At 59.2% G+C, this 15,634-nt stretch carries 16 protein-coding genes; 13 read left to right on the top strand and 3 right to left on the bottom strand.

The window, feature by feature from the left end:
• Positions 1 to 226: 226 nt before the first annotated feature.
• Positions 227 to 1,426 (top strand): ABC-2 family transporter permease, encoded by a 1,200-nt coding sequence (locus WM42_RS05120; RefSeq protein WP_145915038.1) that lies wholly within the window; start codon positions 227 to 229, stop codon positions 1,424 to 1,426.
• Here the strand turns inward: WM42_RS05120 and WM42_RS05115 are convergent.
• Complete coding sequence (locus tag WM42_RS05115; protein WP_062036036.1) at positions 1,423 to 2,463, bottom strand: hypothetical protein; 1,041 nt, start codon at positions 2,461 to 2,463, stop codon at positions 1,423 to 1,425. The genes WM42_RS05120 and WM42_RS05115 overlap by 4 nt on opposite strands.
• A gap of 146 nt (positions 2,464 to 2,609) precedes the next feature.
• Here WM42_RS05115 and WM42_RS05110 point away from each other — a divergent pair, with 146 nt between their 5' ends.
• The 3 genes from WM42_RS05110 (at position 2,610) to WM42_RS05100 (ending at position 5,394) form a co-directional block, all read left to right on the top strand.
• Positions 2,610 to 3,356, top strand: a complete 747-nt coding sequence (locus tag WM42_RS05110; protein ID WP_062039203.1) for a phosphoglyceromutase — start codon at positions 2,610 to 2,612, stop codon at positions 3,354 to 3,356.
• An 80-nt stretch (positions 3,357 to 3,436) separates the two neighbouring features.
• On the top strand, positions 3,437 to 4,699 hold the full coding sequence (locus WM42_RS05105; protein ID WP_062036034.1) for a sensor histidine kinase: 1,263 nt from the start codon (positions 3,437 to 3,439) through the stop codon (positions 4,697 to 4,699).
• On the top strand, positions 4,696 to 5,394 hold the full coding sequence (locus tag WM42_RS05100) for a response regulator transcription factor (RefSeq protein ID WP_062036033.1): 699 nt from the start codon (positions 4,696 to 4,698) through the stop codon (positions 5,392 to 5,394). Before WM42_RS05105 ends, WM42_RS05100 begins: the two co-directional genes overlap by 4 nt.
• Before the next feature lie 8 nt (positions 5,395 to 5,402).
• Here WM42_RS05100 and WM42_RS05095 read toward each other — a convergent pair whose 3' ends face one another.
• On the bottom strand, positions 5,403 to 6,326 hold the full coding sequence (locus WM42_RS05095; protein ID WP_062036031.1) for a DUF3109 family protein: 924 nt from the start codon (positions 6,324 to 6,326) through the stop codon (positions 5,403 to 5,405).
• A 33-nt stretch (positions 6,327 to 6,359) separates the two neighbouring features.
• On the opposite strand from WM42_RS05095, the gene WM42_RS05090 reads away from it, so the two are divergent.
• From WM42_RS05090 to WM42_RS12920, 5 genes are all read left to right on the top strand, one after another.
• Positions 6,360 to 7,289 (top strand): Ppx/GppA family phosphatase, encoded by a 930-nt coding sequence (locus tag WM42_RS05090; RefSeq protein ID WP_082787636.1) that lies wholly within the window; start codon positions 6,360 to 6,362, stop codon positions 7,287 to 7,289.
• 9 nt (positions 7,290 to 7,298) lie between these two features.
• Positions 7,299 to 8,105 (top strand): Rv0497 family membrane protein, encoded by an 807-nt coding sequence (locus WM42_RS05085; RefSeq protein WP_062036019.1) that lies wholly within the window; start codon positions 7,299 to 7,301, stop codon positions 8,103 to 8,105.
• Positions 8,106 to 8,256: 151 nt separating this feature from the next.
• On the top strand, positions 8,257 to 9,048 hold the full coding sequence (proC, locus tag WM42_RS05080; RefSeq protein ID WP_062036017.1) for a pyrroline-5-carboxylate reductase: 792 nt from the start codon (positions 8,257 to 8,259) through the stop codon (positions 9,046 to 9,048).
• Between the two features lie 236 nt (positions 9,049 to 9,284).
• A complete protein-coding gene (locus WM42_RS05075) occupies positions 9,285 to 9,473 on the top strand; it encodes a helix-turn-helix domain-containing protein (RefSeq protein WP_005527601.1) in 189 nt (62 codons plus the stop codon).
• A 244-nt stretch (positions 9,474 to 9,717) separates the two neighbouring features.
• Positions 9,718 to 9,819, top strand: a complete 102-nt coding sequence (locus tag WM42_RS12920; RefSeq protein WP_003855542.1) for a 30S ribosomal protein bS22 — start codon at positions 9,718 to 9,720, stop codon at positions 9,817 to 9,819.
• A 55-nt stretch (positions 9,820 to 9,874) separates the two neighbouring features.
• Here WM42_RS12920 and WM42_RS05070 read toward each other — a convergent pair whose 3' ends face one another.
• A complete protein-coding gene (locus WM42_RS05070) occupies positions 9,875 to 10,891 on the bottom strand; it encodes an HAD-IB family hydrolase (RefSeq protein WP_062039201.1) in 1,017 nt (338 codons plus the stop codon).
• A gap of 138 nt (positions 10,892 to 11,029) precedes the next feature.
• On the opposite strand from WM42_RS05070, the gene WM42_RS05065 reads away from it, so the two are divergent.
• The 4 genes from WM42_RS05065 (at position 11,030) to WM42_RS05050 (ending at position 15,564) form a co-directional block, all read left to right on the top strand.
• Entirely contained in the window at positions 11,030 to 11,281 is a 252-nt protein-coding gene (locus WM42_RS05065) for a glutaredoxin family protein (protein WP_062036015.1), read from the top strand.
• 114 nt (positions 11,282 to 11,395) lie between these two features.
• Complete coding sequence (locus WM42_RS05060; protein WP_062036012.1) at positions 11,396 to 12,763, top strand: glutamyl-tRNA reductase; 1,368 nt, start codon at positions 11,396 to 11,398, stop codon at positions 12,761 to 12,763.
• A gap of 18 nt (positions 12,764 to 12,781) precedes the next feature.
• Complete coding sequence (gene hemC / locus WM42_RS05055) at positions 12,782 to 13,669, top strand: hydroxymethylbilane synthase (protein ID WP_062036010.1); 888 nt, start codon at positions 12,782 to 12,784, stop codon at positions 13,667 to 13,669.
• 215 nt (positions 13,670 to 13,884) lie between these two features.
• Positions 13,885 to 15,564: a bifunctional uroporphyrinogen-III C-methyltransferase/uroporphyrinogen-III synthase gene (locus tag WM42_RS05050; protein ID WP_062036007.1), complete on the top strand. Its 1,680-nt coding sequence runs from the start codon at positions 13,885 to 13,887 to the stop codon at positions 15,562 to 15,564.
• The last annotated feature ends 70 nt before the right edge of the window (positions 15,565 to 15,634 follow it).

Raw genomic sequence — 15,634 nt, 5'->3', positions numbered from 1 at the left:
GTTGCCTTTGATAGCCGTGCCTTTGGTCCTTCTGACATATAACCTTTCTCGCCTTGCATCTCCTGCCACCGATGCGACGGGCGTACTCATGTGGCAATCAATGTATGTCACCGGGATGGCGGCTCCACTTGTTGCAATGTTTGCTGCAGCTGCGGAGGCACGGGAGAAGCGTGCTCGGTTTGGCGGGACGCATATGCGTTTGGCGGGACTTCCGAAGGTGCGAAGGATGCGATTCTTGAATGCCGAGAGGTTGGCCCGCCTCCTCGTTGTCCTCCTCAGCATTGCTGTATTTCATGTAATTAATTTCGGCGGAAGTTGGTTAGCCGTCTATTCGCGCGAGAATAGCTCACGCATTCTCGCTGTCGGTGTGCTGTGCTTTGTCGGCTCGATTGGCATTGCTGGATTGGCAGCAGCAGTAGCGCGCCTGACTAACTTGGTAGTGACACTCGTAGTGTTTGTTATCTGGCAACTATTCTTTGCTCTAAATCCCGTCGTGGAAGCCGACAATTGGTGGATTTGCCCGCCAGCGTGGCCGGTGCGAGCTGTACTGCCGATTATGGGCATTCACCGAAACTCCGTTCCACTTGAACCAGGTGCGCCTTTGGCAGCTGAGAAACCATGGAACGCATTAGCTTTGTGCGTTCTTCTTGCTCTGGTGGGAATTGCAGCAGCGCTCTGGGCACCAGATAGCTGGCACCCACGGCTAGTCCGACGCTCGAAAGCGACAGCAAACGAACCTGGGGTGGGGTGGAAACCCGCTGTGGTTACAAGGGACTGTGCACAACGGCCACGGCCATTTTTAGCGCTTTGCTTTGCGGCTACGGCACCAGCGCTAGTGGCCTGCATGGTTCTTAGCGCAACGCTGCTGGTATTTACCGCTTTGCTGTACCCGGCCTCTTATGTCCATGGCCTGTTCGTGTTCGGCATTTTGCCCATCGGATCGGGGCTTGCACCCGTGCTGGGATGGGCTGCACTGCGCGATAGTTGGCCGTTGATGTTGCTCGAATATCGAGGGTGCCGAAGCACCTTGATCTACTGGTTAATCAGCGTGGTCGCTGAAATGTCAGCATGCAGCTTGCTTGCGGGGCTCATTGCTGGCGGGGCGCTTGGCGATGAGCTTCGCCGACTCGTGCTCAGCATTGCAGTGGGCACCATTATCGCTTTGGCAAGCTTGTTATTAAATGCCCGATTCGGGAGCACGTTCACGCTTGCTCTGAGCATCGTGTTTACGATCATTTCGCTTACGTTGGGCGGAGATGTCCTAGCGAATACTCCATTGTGGACTGTAGCCTTTAGCGCTTGGCCGGAGACGGTCACGAATATCGGCCGAATGACAATAGCGATACCCGTGATGGTGGTAGCGCTCGCATCCCTTTGTTTCTGCTGGCAGAAGAAGGCTCCCATGGTCGGGAGCTCGGATTCTTAACTCGCGAGTGACTTCGTCCAGGAAGTCCACCAGAACTTCGGCTCAATGCCCAGCTTCGCGTTGATGGCGAGCATGCGCTCGTTACTCAGCGCGTTGTAGGTGGTGACACGCTTTAAGCGTGGGTAGCGGGCAGCGGCTTCGCCCCAGAGCGCCTGCTTGACCAGCATGCCCCAGCCACGGCCACGGGCGCGGCGGTGGGTGATGGTCAGCTCTTGCTTGGCTACTTCGGGGTGTGAGGGATCGAGGAGCAGCACGGAGAGGGCGGCGATGCCTTCTTCATCGATGAGAACCGCATTGGCCGTGACCGTCTTGGAGCGAGCATGGTGCTTTGCGGCTTCCTGCAGCATTTCTTCGGTCCACTCGCGCTCGATGGGGCCTTCGGCGGTGGGGACGTCGAGGTCAGCAATTGAGAGGATCTCAAGGAAAGAGTCGGTGTGGTCCGAGAGGTGCTCGGGCAGGAGGTGGCCCTCGAAGTACTCGGCGCGCAGGCCTGCAGGCAGCTGCGCTGGCTCGGCTTTGGAGAGTTCAAGCTGGCAAGCCTGCTCCACGATGCCGAGTACAAAGCCGTGGCCTGTGAAAGCGGCGGCGCGGGGGTCGTCGTCAAGCCCGCCTATAGCAAAGTCAACATCCAATGTAATGGTGGTGCGGCCGTGCTGTGCCATGAGCTCCGCGGCCGCATCCAAGAGCGCATCGAGAACTTCTTCGCTGTAGTCATCGACGAAGATGGGGGCCAAATAGGCCAGCGTGGTCTCACCCGTCAGCGGCATGTTTACTCGCAGGAACCCGCGCGCACCGAGGTCGGTCTCATCCTCCTGGGCGCGCAGCTGGCCTTCCTGCTCGCAGGCGGCGAGCAGGAAGGAAAGGCGCTGGGAACTTGGACGCAAACTATTGAGCAAGCTGTCCATGGACTCGCAGAAATCATCGTTGCCTGCGAGGTATTTAAGCAATGCGCTGTCCGCCTCGTGGCATACGCGCAGCGCTAGGGAAGGCAAATGATTGTTTTCCAAGTGGGGTGGGGCTATCTGAATGACGTGCATGGCAGCTTCTGCTTTCGGCGAGTGTTTTCCATTTAATTGTGATTTAGATTTCTTGAGCAATAAAAGCCCATTGTAGGAAATTTTCGGTTACCTCTGAGGGCTAAAAGTTGCAGCGCGGGCCATTAAAAACTGGCATGCTTGAAGGCATGACTCAAGGAAAGCTTATTCTTCTTCGACACGGACAATCCCAGTGGAACGAATCCAACCAGTTCACCGGTTGGGTCGACGTGGACCTCACCGCAAAGGGCGAGGCAGAAGCAAAGCGCGGCGGCGAGCTGCTGAAGGAAAAGGGCCTGCTGCCGGAGGTTCTCTACACCTCACTGCTGCGCCGTGCTATCCGCACCGCAAACATTGCGCTTAACGCGGCAGACCGCCACTGGATCCCGGTCGTGCGCGATTGGCGTCTCAACGAGCGCCACTACGGCGCTCTGCAGGGCCTGAACAAGGCAGAGACTAAAGACAAGTACGGCGAAGAGCAGTTCATGGCATGGCGCCGTTCCTACGGCACCCCGCCGCCAGAGCTGGAAGATTCCTCCGAGTACTCCCAGAGCAACGACCCGCGCTACGGCGACCTGGAGCAGGTTCCGCGCACCGAGTGCCTGAAGGACGTCGTTGAGCGCCTCGTTCCTTACTTCGAGGAAGAGATCCTTCCGCGCGCCAAGAAGGGCGAGGTGGTCCTCATCGCCGCACACGGCAACTCCCTGCGTGCGCTGGTTAAGCACCTGGACAACATCTCTGACGAAGACATCGCTGGCCTCAATATTCCTACGGGAATTCCGCTTGTCTACGAGATTGCGGAAGACGGCAGCGTCCAGAACCCAGGCGGCACCTACCTGGATCCGGAAGCTGCTGCTGCCGGCGCCGCAGCTGTTGCGGCACAGGGCGGCAAGTAAGGGCTAAAGAAGTACTGCGTACAATTCCCCGGGGGTCTATACTCCCTGGGGATTGTTTTGTTTTAACTGGTAATAGATACGTGGAATTATTTTTAGCTTTTCTAGCCGGCGTGGTGGTTTGCGCCTTCGCTCTACCGGTGATCTCTTGGGTGCGCGGGCGCATCGAGCGTTTCCGCAAATCTAATGATGCTGATTCCAACAGAGTCACTACCGTGAGCCAGGTTTTGCACTTGGCTATCCAAGGCGCGCCGACAGGCATCACGGTTCTCTCGCGCTCGAAGGAGGTCATCCTTTCTAATCCTTCAGCCCATGAGATGTCTTTGGTCCATGATCGCACTGTTAATCCGGATATCTGGAAGGTCGCGGAGGAGGTCTTCGCGGACAAGGAAACGCGCTCGCTTGACCTTTCCATTCCGAAGCGCCGTACCGGTAACCGAGTGACTCAGGTGCTGGCGGTGGTTAAGCCGCTGACGCTTAACGACGACCGCTTCGTCATCGTCTACGGCACCGACGAATCGGAGTCTGTGCGCATGGAAGCCGCTCGCCGCGACTTTGTGGCGAATGTCTCCCACGAGCTTAAGACCCCTGTCGGCGGCATCGCATTGCTGGCGGAGGCTCTGCTCAATGACCCGGCTGACGTTGAAACCGTGGAATACTTCGGTGGCAAACTACAAAAAGAAGCCAACCGCATGGCGGATATGGTCAACGAGCTGATCGCGCTTTCCAAGCTTCAAGGTGCGGAGGCGCTGCCGGAGATGGAGCCGCTAAATCTTGATGAATTGGTGGATGAAGCAATCTCCCGCAATCAGTTGGCAGCCGATTCACATCAGAATGAACTTACCCGCGGCAAGCCGGTGGGAGTGCAGGTCAAGGGCGATAAGGCGCTGCTTATCACCGCTATTTCCAACCTCATCTCCAATGCAATCCATTACTCGCCGGATGAGATGCCGGTGTCGGTGACCCTCAAGATCGTCGGTACCGATATCGTGCTCGTGCGCGTGACTGACCGCGGAATCGGTATCGCCCCGGAGGACCAAAAGCGAGTCTTCGAGCGCTTCTTCCGCGTGGATAAAGCTCGCTCGCGCCAGACCGGTGGCACGGGTCTGGGACTGGCTATCGTTAAGCACGTTGTGGCCAACCACGGTGGCAACATCAAGCTGTGGTCGCGGCCGGGCACGGGCTCGACCTTCACGATCGAGCTACCTATTTACAAAGACGAAACTGCAGCGGATAACGTAGAGAATCAGGATAATGAAGTAGATGGTGCCGTCAGCTCAGCTGCGCCTGGGCTTCCTCGTGCCGTCGCTCGCGTAGCCGCACGTCGAAAGGACAAAGCACAATGACCAACATCCTCATCGTTGAAGATGAAGAGTCGCTGGCCGATCCACTAGCGTTCCTTCTACGCAAGGAAGGCTTTGACGTCATCCTTGCGCCGGATGGTCCGACCGCCCTCGAGGAGTTTGCGAAGAACTCCGTCGACATCGTTCTTCTGGATCTCATGTTGCCGGGAATGTCCGGCACCGATGTGTGCAAGCAGCTGCGTTCGACGTCCTCGGTTCCGGTGATCATGGTCACGGCCCGTGACTCGGAGATCGATAAGGTCGTCGGCCTCGAGCTGGGCGCAGACGATTATGTGACCAAGCCCTATTCTTCCCGTGAGCTGATTGCGCGTATTCGCGCGGTTCTGCGCCGCGGCCAAGACTCTGCTTCTGAGAATCCGCAGGAGGAATTCGACGAGCAGATTCTTGAGGGCGGCCGCGTACGCATGGACGTTGAGCGTCACACCGTCACTGTCGACGGCGAGGCAGTCTCGATGCCGCTGAAGGAATTCGACCTGCTGGAGTACCTGCTGCGTAATGCAGGACGCGTTCTTACCCGCGGCCAGCTGATTGATCGTATTTGGGGCGCTGACTACGTGGGCGATACCAAGACCCTAGACGTGCACGTCAAGCGCCTGCGCTCGAAGATCGAGGCAGAGCCTTCCCGCCCGCAGCACCTAGTGACGGTGCGCGGTCTGGGCTACAAGTTCGAACTTTAATAGGCGCCTTAGTAAGCGTTGGCCTTCACGCTGGCCGGGTGCCGCGTGAGGTTAACGCCAGCCTTGGCTGCTTCGGCTCGTGCGGCGCAGTGAGCAGCCAGGATTTCGTAGCATTCCTCGCCCATTAGGGCAATGAGCTCAGTTTTCTGAGAGAGCCACATGGGTTCCGGCGAGGTATGGCAGGCCGCATCAGCGGAGCAATACCAATCGAAGTCTTCTCCGCCGCCGCCCCAACCGCGGCGATCATATTCGCCGATGGTGGTGCGCAGGATTTCCTGGCCGTCTGGACGCTCTTCATATTCCTCATGGCGGCGCAGCGGCAGCTGCCAGCACACTTCCGGCTTGACCACTGTCAGCTCTTCGCCTTCTGCCATTGCCCACTGATGCAGTGCGCAGCCCGCGCCGGTGGCCCAACCCGCGCGGTTGGCAAAGATGCAGGCGCCATCGACGATGGGCGTTTTAAGCGCTGGCTCTGGTTCCCCGTCGTCCCCGTCGAGCTCGTCCCATACGAGCCAGGGTTCTAGCTCGGTGGGGTCTTCGGCGGAAAGGTATCTATCTACCCCAGCTGGGCGTAGCTGCCAGTACTTTTCTGGCATGCGCTCGACGGCGTCGTAAAGCTGCTCTCGATCCGTTTCATCAGCCATGTACGCGCCATGGACGCAACATCCGACGTCGGGTTGGCTGGCATCGATGCCGTGGCAAGCCGCGGTGCCGAACTGACACGTGTAGTGCGATTCGACCCACGTGAGATCGATTGAAAAGACATGGTGGGGGTCTGTCGGATTGGTGAATTCGAACCATTCCCGTGGAAAATCGGGTGCCTCCTCCCGGCCTGCAAGGATCGAGGAGGCAGCGGGGGAAGAGCTGGGAAAACCGAGATAAACCGTGTGAGAATCTGGGTTATTTTTTGAGCTAGATTTCGGGCGATTCACACCTAACCACGGTAGACCTACTACTCTAGGAGTGTGCGATTAGGTGTATTAGACGTCGGAAGCAACACTGTTCACCTCGTTGCGGTTGACGCCGCTACGGGTGGACGCCCGACTCCGATGAGCGATTGGAAGACTCCGCTGCGTCTTGTGGAGCAGTTGGATAAGGACGGCAACATCCACGAAAAAGGCTTGAAGAAGCTGATTTCGGCGGTTGCTGAAGCAAACGAGCTGGGGCAAAAGTTGGGCTGTCATGAGTTCATTGCTTTTGCTACCTCGGCAGTGCGTTCAGCCACGAACTCTGAGTACGTGCTTGATCAGGTGGAAAGGCAGACGGGTGTACGTCTGGAGATCCTCTCTGGCGAGGAAGAAGCACGTCTGACGTTCCTGGCCGTGCGCCGCTGGTACGGCTGGTCTGCAGGTCGCATCACTAACTTGGACATCGGCGGTGGCTCGTTAGAGCTTTCCACCGGTACTGATGAGCATCCCGACTTGGCATTTTCTCTGGACCTGGGCGCGGGCCGCTTGACCCACAATTGGTTCGATACCGATCCGCCTGAGAAGGCCAAGGTTAATATGCTCCGTGACTACATTGATGCGGAATTGGTACCAGTGACCGAACAGATGCGTGCAATGGGTACCGCGGGGCTTGCTGTGGGTACCTCAAAAACCTTCCGTACGCTGGCGCGACTGACCGGTGCCGCACCGTCTTCTGCGGGCCCTTATGTAAAACGCACGCTGACCGCACCGGGCCTTCGCCAGCTTATCTCCTTCATCTCCCGCATGACCGCAGCAGACAGAGCAGACCTCGAAGGGGTAAGTTCTAACCGATCGCATCAAATCGTCGCTGGCGCCTTGGTGGCTGAGGCAAGCATGCGTGCCTTGGGCATCGAAAAGCTGGAGATCTGCCCGTGGGCACTCCGCGAAGGCGTAATTCTGCGACGAACCGATAAGGGACTGGAATAGGAAATAAACGTGGCTGACGAAAAACAGTTGACAGTAGCGGAGCTCCTCGCCCGTAACTCGAAGGAGCGCGCTGGTGCTGATTCTGAGGGCGGTTCACGCCGTCGCCGCCGCCGTAGCTTGGAAGACGGTGGCGTCTCGGTTGCCGAGCTCACCGGCAACCTGGAAAAAGTAAAGGCAACTCCGGCCGAGTCGAAGCACTCGAATGTCTCCATCGACGAAACCGCTCCAGTCATCCCTGCCCCAAAGCAGGAGCAGGAGCAGGATGAAAAGCAGGCCGCTGATGCAAAGGCTTCCCAGCCTTCTACCGATGACACCCGCGTTATCAAGCGCGTAACGGACAAGCCTGAGGCAAAGCAGGACGCTAAAGATGCTAAGGCTGAAGAAGCCAAGGCTGATTCCAAGGACGACAGCAAGGCTCCTAAGGCTGCTGCGGCAACCACCGCGGCTGCTGACACCGCTGCGGCGGGCGCTGGCGCGGAAATGGGCGACAGCGTTCCGGTAAAGGCTCAGAAGAAGGACTTGCTCGAGACCGAGTCTGATGCGGATTACGAGGAAGAAGATGAGAAGCTTAATCCGTTCTCTGTTTTGCTGCTTGCTCTCGTAGGAATCGTGCTCGGCGCAATCGTATTCAAGGGCTTCGAGATTCTCTGGGATAGCTTCTCCCGCTCCATCGTTGCCATCCTGGCCGTTGCTGTAACCGCTCTCATGGCTGCTCTGGTGCACGTGCTGCGTACCAATCGTGATGGCGCCTCGATGGCGCTGGCTGTCTTCGTTGGTCTCGTACTGACCTTCGGCCCGCTACTCATCGTTATGTAGGCGATAATTCATCGCACGTTATAAAACGCACCGCTTGGCTTAAAGCAGGTGGTGCGCTTTTGTGTATCTACAGCGAGGAGACTAAGCCCAAGGTACAAAGGAGCGGGTAACACGGTGGCCTAGCGGCAGGCTTTCTGGCACTGTGGTTGGCATGACAAAAATTGCAGTACTTGGTGGAGGACAAATCGGTGAGGCCCTCGTTTCGGGCCTTGTGAACGCTGGCTATGCCGGTGCGGACATCGTCGTGACTAACCGCAGCGAGGATCGTCGCGCGCACTTGGAAAAGACCTACGGCGTTAAGACCTTGAGCGATAACAGGGCGGCTGTGAAGGATGCAGACTTCGTCTTTGGCTGCGTGAAGCCTTATGCCATTGAAGAGGTCTTCGCAGAAGCAGAGATTCCTGCAAGCGCTGTCGCAGTGTCCCTGGCTGCTGGCATCCAGTTAGAAAAGCTGGAGGCCGCTGCCGGTGATGGAGTGCCGGTTGTGCGCGTTATGCCGAATACGCCGATGTTGGTGGGCAAGGGCATGAGCACGGCTACCGCGGGTACCCACGTCAGTGATGAGCAATTCGACGGCGTTGTGGAGCTTCTGGGTGCCGTCGGTGAAGTTGCAGTCGTTGCTGAAAAGGACATCGATGCAGCCGCAGCGTTGGCAGGTTCCGCGCCGGCTTATTTCTTCCTTGTTGTTGAGGCACTTGTCGACGCCGGCGTGCAGCTGGGTCTTACCCGTGACGTTGCGACGAAGCTGGCCACCCAGACCGCTTCTGGTGCCGGTGCCATGCTCGTCGAGTCCGGCCGTGAGCCGCTCGCATTGCGTGCGGGCGTTACCTCCCCAGGCGGCACGACTGCGGCAGCAGTGCGCGAGTTGGAGGAGTCCGGCTTGCGTGGCGCGTTCTACCGTGCGGCAGAAGCCTGCGCACAGCGTGCCAAGGAGCTTGGCTAAAGACTTCCTAGCCGCACGGGTGTCCCCAATGTGGACCAAAAATCAGAGCGGCCGATCCTCGTGTGACACCAGTTGCGCGGGGAGTTTGGCGAGAGCTGGGGGACACCTGGGAAAAAATTTGGCTCTTGGGTCGCATTAGTCACAGGTTTCACGATAGGCTGGTACGAGCACGTGCGTGAATGTCCTGTGGGAGGGGAAGCCTACAGCGCGTCACGGGCTGAAGGGTTAGATAAACTATGGCTAATGAAGATAAGGGAACCTTTTTGACCATCGCCGAGGTCGCAGAAATCATGCGAGTCTCCAAGATGACTGTCTACCGTTTGGTTCACGCAGGCGAAATGCCGGCAGTTCGCGTTGGACGCTCTTTCCGCGTTCACGAGTCTGCGGTTAACGAGTACCTCGAGGCTTCCGTTTACGGAGCTTAAAATACTCGCGCCTTTGACAGTGCCCACCTCTGCTGACCAGCTTGGTCTGCGGTGGTGGGCACTGTCTTTTTTGGTACGAAGGCCCCGACTGGGTAAGATAGTCACCATTCGTGCCAGCGGTCCTGCGTCTTCCACGCCTTGTTCGCAAAGCGTGGGGTTGCTGAGAAGTGCACCTTAGCGGCCATTTCCAGGCTGTGGCTGGCAGGTTTAGTACGTACTGATCTCGAAAGTGAGGAAACCTACTATGGGTTCTGTCATCAAGAAGCGCCGTAAGCGCATGTCCAAGAAGAAGCACCGCAAGATGCTGCGCCGCACCCGCGTTCAGCGTCGTAAGCTTGGCAAGTAAACATTTAGGCCTCGGTTTCCCGAAAGGGAGCCGGGGCCTTTTTGCTGCAAAGGCGCTACTTTTTTATCCAGCGCCAGCCGCCATAAGAGAAGGCTGCGGTGGCCAGGGCGGGAAGGCCGTAGGCGCGCACGGCTTTGCGCACAGACCGGTAGTCGCGGATGAGCCAGCCGTTGTCTTCGGCGACGTCGCGTAGCTTGGAGTCGGGGTTAATCGCTACGGCGGTGCCAACCATCGACAACATTGGTACGTCGTTGACGGAGTCCGAGTAGGCGGTGCAGCGCTCTAGGTCGAGGCCTTCAATGGTGGCCAGTGCCGCGACGGCATGGGTCTTGCCGGGGCCGTGCAGGATATCACCCACCAGGCGGCCGGTGAACTTGCCGTCTTTTACCTCAGGCACGGTGCCGAGCGCACCAGTGAAGCCAAAACGCTTTGCCAGCACCTGGGCCAGCTGTACCGGGGTCGCGGTTACTAGCCAGACCTGCTGGCCCGCGGCCACGTGCAGCTGCGCCAGCTGATTGGTTCCCGGATATGCACGGCGGGTCAGGGAAGCATCGACGATTTCCTCGCACAGTGCCACCATGTCTTCTACCGAGCGGCCTTTGACAAAGTCCAAGGCCTGCACGCGGCCAGCGGCGACATCATCGGCATTTTCGCTGCCCGAGACGCGGTACTTCAACTGCTTCCACGCAATGGGCAGGATTTCCCGGAGCTTGAAGTAGCGCTTGCGGTAGAGCCCAAAGGCGAAAGCAACCAGGGAGGAGCCCTGAATCAGTGTGTTGTCCACGTCGAAGAAGGCCGCGGCCCCGGCGTCTTGTGGGACATCCGGATCCGGCTGGGTGATCTTCTTCGCACCGGCGGACTCAAAAGAACCCTGCACGGAATCCACGCCCGAGTGATAGGACTCTAGGTCGAGGCCGAAAATGCTATCCACCGCAGCGCGTGCGGCAGCCTCACCAGCGGTCTTTTGCGCGTCGTCGTCAAGCGGCGCTAATGCTTGGTTCTCAAGAAAGTTGCGTAGATTTCCCCGGCTGGCGGTCCAATTCGCGAGGAAATCGCGGGGAGAATCGGGCATTCCAGGTGGGGTGGGGGACGCAGAGGACACGGGTACGCATGCAGCTTTCGACGGGGAGGTGGACTATCGTGTCCATAGTAAACCTTTCGACCAATGGCGTCTTTTTATAAAGCGCCAAAGTCAGGAGCAAATAGGCATATGTCGCGCCGTGTCGTAGAGTTGATGGTTCGTACTACCTGCGGTTCTTGCGCTAGGGTACGGGAGCAAATTGCCCCAGTAGTAGAAGCCGCCGGAGCGGAATTTTATATCCGCAACGTTGATGAAGACCAAGAATTGGCAATGGAATACGGCGACCGTGTGCCCGTTGTAGTCATTGACGGCGAAGAGTTCTCCTGCTGGGAAGTAGACAACGAAGAGCTCGCAGCCGAGCTTGCGGCTAGCCCTAATTAGTCCTAATTAGCCCCTAATTAGCACAGCCTTAGTTCGGCAAAAGCCGGATAAACTATTAGGCTTTTGGTTGATTTATGTCAATCAAAGGGTTGATCTGAAAGTGGAGGATTGTGCATGAGTGTGCTCGTCGTGGGCATGTCCCACCAGTCGGCACCAGTAGCGCTGCTGGAGAAACTAAGCATGGATGACGCGGTGCAAAACACCGCTTGCGGGGAGCTGGTTTCTGCACAATCTCTTTCCGAGGCCATGATCATCTCCACGTGTAACCGAATGGAGGTCTACACGGTCACCAATTCCTTCCACACCGGTGTCCAGGACGTGGTGCACGTGCTGGCTGAGGTTTCCGGGGTTCCGGAGGAGGACCTGCGCCGCTACCTGTACGTGCGCTACGCCGATGCCGCGGCCGAGCACCTGATGACGGTGACCTCCGGTCTTGATTCCATGGTCATGGGCGAGCAACAAATCATCGGCCAAGTGCGCGCGGCTTATCAATCGGCCTCGGACCAGGGCACGGTCGGCGCACGCCTGCATGCTTTGGCACAGTCCGCACTGCACACCGGCAAACGCGTGCACACCGAGACCAACATCGACGAGGCCGGTTCCTCGATGGTTTCCTTCGCCTTTGACCAGGCGCTGCAGCGCATGGGGCAGGAGAACCTGCAGGGACAGCGCGTGCTTATCCTGGGCGCGGGCGCCATGGCTTCTTTGGCCGCCACCCACGCGGGACGATTGGGCGCCCAGCTGGTCATCGCTAACCGCACCCGCGAGCGCGCCGAGCGCCTTGCCTCCCATGCGCATGAGGCGGGCGTGCGCGCTGAGGTCATCGACTTCGACCAGCGTGCGCAGGCTTTAGGGCAGGTAGACATGGCGATTTCTGCCACCGGTGCGCAGAACTTCACCATTACTGAAAGCGACGTCGCCAAGCACTGCGCACAAGGCAAGGCCTTGATGCTCGTGGACCTTTCTCTGCCGCGTGACATCGATGATGCCGCGGCGGACATCGACAACGTTGATCTGGTTAACATCGAGCGCCTGAGCCGCTCGCTCAACGCCGCTGACACCGACGTCGCTGCAGGCACGAGTCCGCACGCGCAGGCTCGCCGCATCGTCAACGAGGAGCTTGAATCCTACGCTTCCGCACAGCGCGTGCGCGACGTGGTTCCTGCGGTATCCGCTTTGCGACGCCGCGCTGCCGACCTCGTCGAATGCGAAGTCGCCCGGCTGAACCAAAAGCACCCGGAACTGGATGAAAAGCAGGTGGATGACGTCTCCCGTGCCCTCAAACGCGTGGTGGACAAGCTGCTGCACGAGCCGACGGTGCGAGCTAAGCAGTTGGCTGCTAACTCCGGATCTGTCAGCCATGAAAGAGCGCTGCAGGAGCTGTTCGGTCTGCAGCTAGAAGGCAGCGGCGTCTCCGTAGACGTCGAGGATCTGCCAGCCTTGAGCGAAGTCAAAAAGAGCCAAGAACAAAGCACTAACTAGAGGAAACTTTTAAAAAATATGTTCAAGATCGGTACCCGCGGTTCCAAGCTCGCTACGACGCAGTCCGGCCACGTGCGCGATTGGCTGGAGGCCAAGGGCTTTGCATCTGAGCTCCACATCGTCACCACTCACGGTGACGTCAACATGGCGCCGGTCGAGCGCATCGGTGTGGGCGTATTTACCCAGGCGCTGCGCGAGGCGCTGTATGCCGGCGAATGCGATATCGCGGTGCACTCCTTCAAGGATCTGCCCACGGCAGTGGACGAGCGCTTCCTCCTCGTCGTCCCGGAGCGGCAAGACGTGCGCGAGGCGCTCGTGGCGCGCGATGGCCTTACCTTGGCGCAGCTGCCGGAGGGCGCGCGCGTGGGTACCTCGGCGCCGCGGCGCATCAGCCAGCTCAAGGCGGTGCGCCCGGACCTGGACATTCAGCCGTTGCGCGGCAACATCGATACCCGCATGGGCAAGGTAACCTCCGGCGAGCTCGATGCCGTGGTGCTGGCCTATGCCGGGTTGGTGCGCGCCGATTATCAGGACCGTGCCACCGAGGTTTTCTCGCCTGCAGACTTCATGCCGGCCCCGGCGCAGGGCGCGCTGGCCATCGAGGCTGTCAAGGATTCTGCGGCTGCCCGTGCCATCGAAACCCTCATTGATGAGGAAGCAACTGCGGCCGCACTGGGCGAACGCACCGTGCTCTCCCGCTTAGAGGCCGGCTGCACCGCTCCGGTAGCAGCTACCTCGGAGGTAGACGGCGATAAGCTCACCGTTCGCGGCGGCGTATTCGCGCTTGACGGCTCTCGCCAGCTTCTGGCCACCGCTTCCGGTTCCCTGAGCGATGCTGCGGCACTGGGCAGCGCTGTATCTGAGGAGCTTTTCTCCCGTGGCGCAGCCGAGCTGCTGGGGAACTAATTTTTTGTTTAGGCCTTGATAATTTAAGGTGTATCTAGCACACAATCATTGGCCCCCAATGATTCGGCCCCCCTTAATTTGATCCCAGGACTTCTGGCCTGGGATTTTGGCCGTTAATACGCTGTGAAGAACACCGCCCGCTGGTCGCAGGGTTTTCGCCGCGCACGATCATGTCCGTGCGTGGTGCCTGAGGCCCAAACGTAGAAAAGAACCTTATGAGCAACGCTGTGCCGGACACTCAGTCTGAACTGGGAAAAGTCGTTTTTGTAGGCGCCGGCCCAGGCAATCCTGACCTGTTGACCGTCCGCGCCCGCGAGGTTCTCGAGGCGAACGCAATCGCAATCGTCGATGAAGAGGTTTCCTCCGGAATCCGCGACGTCGTCGCGCGCGCAGTTCCAGTACCGCAGGAGCTTCTCGACGCCGCGGAAGAAGAGTACGCGCGCATCTGCGCGGAGGCCAAGGAAGCTGGCGCGCGCCGCAAGCCGCCGCGTCCTGCTCCGCCAACGGCAGCGGTATTTTATGCGCCGCAATCTGAAGACATCGTGGCGCAACTGCGCGAAGGCTTGGTAGAAGCCGATGGTCTTGACGTCATCCGCTTGGTTAGCGGTAATCCGCTCAACCGCGAGTCCATCAAGGAAGAAATCTCGGCCGTGGCCGCCGAAGGCCTGGAGTTCCAGGTAGTGCCCGGCATGTCCCTGCCTTCTACCGTTCCTTCCTTCGCCGGTCTGGCTTTGGGCGCTACTTATACCGAGGCGGATATTACTGAAGGCGCTAACTGGGATGCGCTGGCAAGCGCTACCCAGCCGCTGGTACTTCAGGCAACTGCCGCCGACCTTCCGGTGATTTCCCGGGAGCTCATCGAGCGCGGCATGTCTGCGGACATTGAGGCTTACGTGACCGTTCACGGCACCACCCGTCTGCAGCGCACGCATGAGACCACCTTGGGAACTTTGGGCAAGCTCGACGCCGAGTTGCCCGGCGACCTCGTGGTGACCTTGGGGCGCAGCTTTGACGATCGTTCCAAGTACTCCTGGTGGGAGAATCGTCCGCTCTATGGCTGGCGTGTGCTGGTGCCACGCACCAAGGAGCAGGCAGCTGCCATGTCTGCGCGCTTGGCCGGCTATGGCGCCATCCCGCAGTCTGTGCCGACTATCTCGGTGGAGCCGCCTCGCAACCCGGCGCAGATGGATCGCGCTATCAAGGGCATCGTGGAAGGCCGCTACAAGTGGATCGTGTTTACCTCCGTGAATGCGGTTTCTGCAGTGTGGAACAAGATTGCGGAGCTGGGCCTGGATGCCCGCGACTTCGCCGGCGTTCACTTGGCCGCCGTTGGCACCAAGACCGCCGATGCCATCCGCGCCAAGGGCATGGTCCCGGAGCTGCTGCCGGATAAGCGCAAGCAAAACGCTGAGGGCTTGGTCGAGGTCTTCCCGAACTATGTCGAAGACATCGACGCTGTGGGTCGTGTGCTTTTGCCGCGGGCGGACATTGCGGGCGATGCCCTGGTTACCGGCCTGGAGGAGCTGGGCTGGGACGTTGATGACGTCGTGGCTTATCGCACCGTGCGCGCCGCCCCTCCTTCGGCGGAGATCCGCGACATGATCAAGTCCGGCGGCTTCGACGCCGTGGCCTTTACCTCGGGCTCTACCGTGCGCAACCTAGTCGGCATCGCCGGCAAGCCGCACGCGCGCACCATCATCGCCTGCATCGGCCCTTCCACGAAGGCCGCCGCCGAAGAGCTGGGCCTGCGCGTCGACGTGGTCCCGGAGGTTGCTGAGGTGCCAGCGCTTATCGACGCCCTGGCTGAACACGTTGCCGCCCTGCGCGCTGCGGGCAACCTGCCGGCACCGCGGAAGAAGCGCCGCTCGCGTAAGAAGGCGACCAAGTCTGCTTAAGTCTGCCGCATCCGTCTGGCAGCGGGGCAAGGTTAGTCTGCAACTAAAGTATGAGTAGACTGGCGAGGCA

The organism is Corynebacterium simulans (assembly GCF_001586215.1).
Classification (GTDB): Bacteria; Actinomycetota; Actinomycetes; order Mycobacteriales; family Mycobacteriaceae; genus Corynebacterium; species Corynebacterium simulans.
The sequence above is the reverse complement of the archived record's forward strand: the minus strand, read 5'-3'. Positions and strand labels throughout refer to the sequence as shown.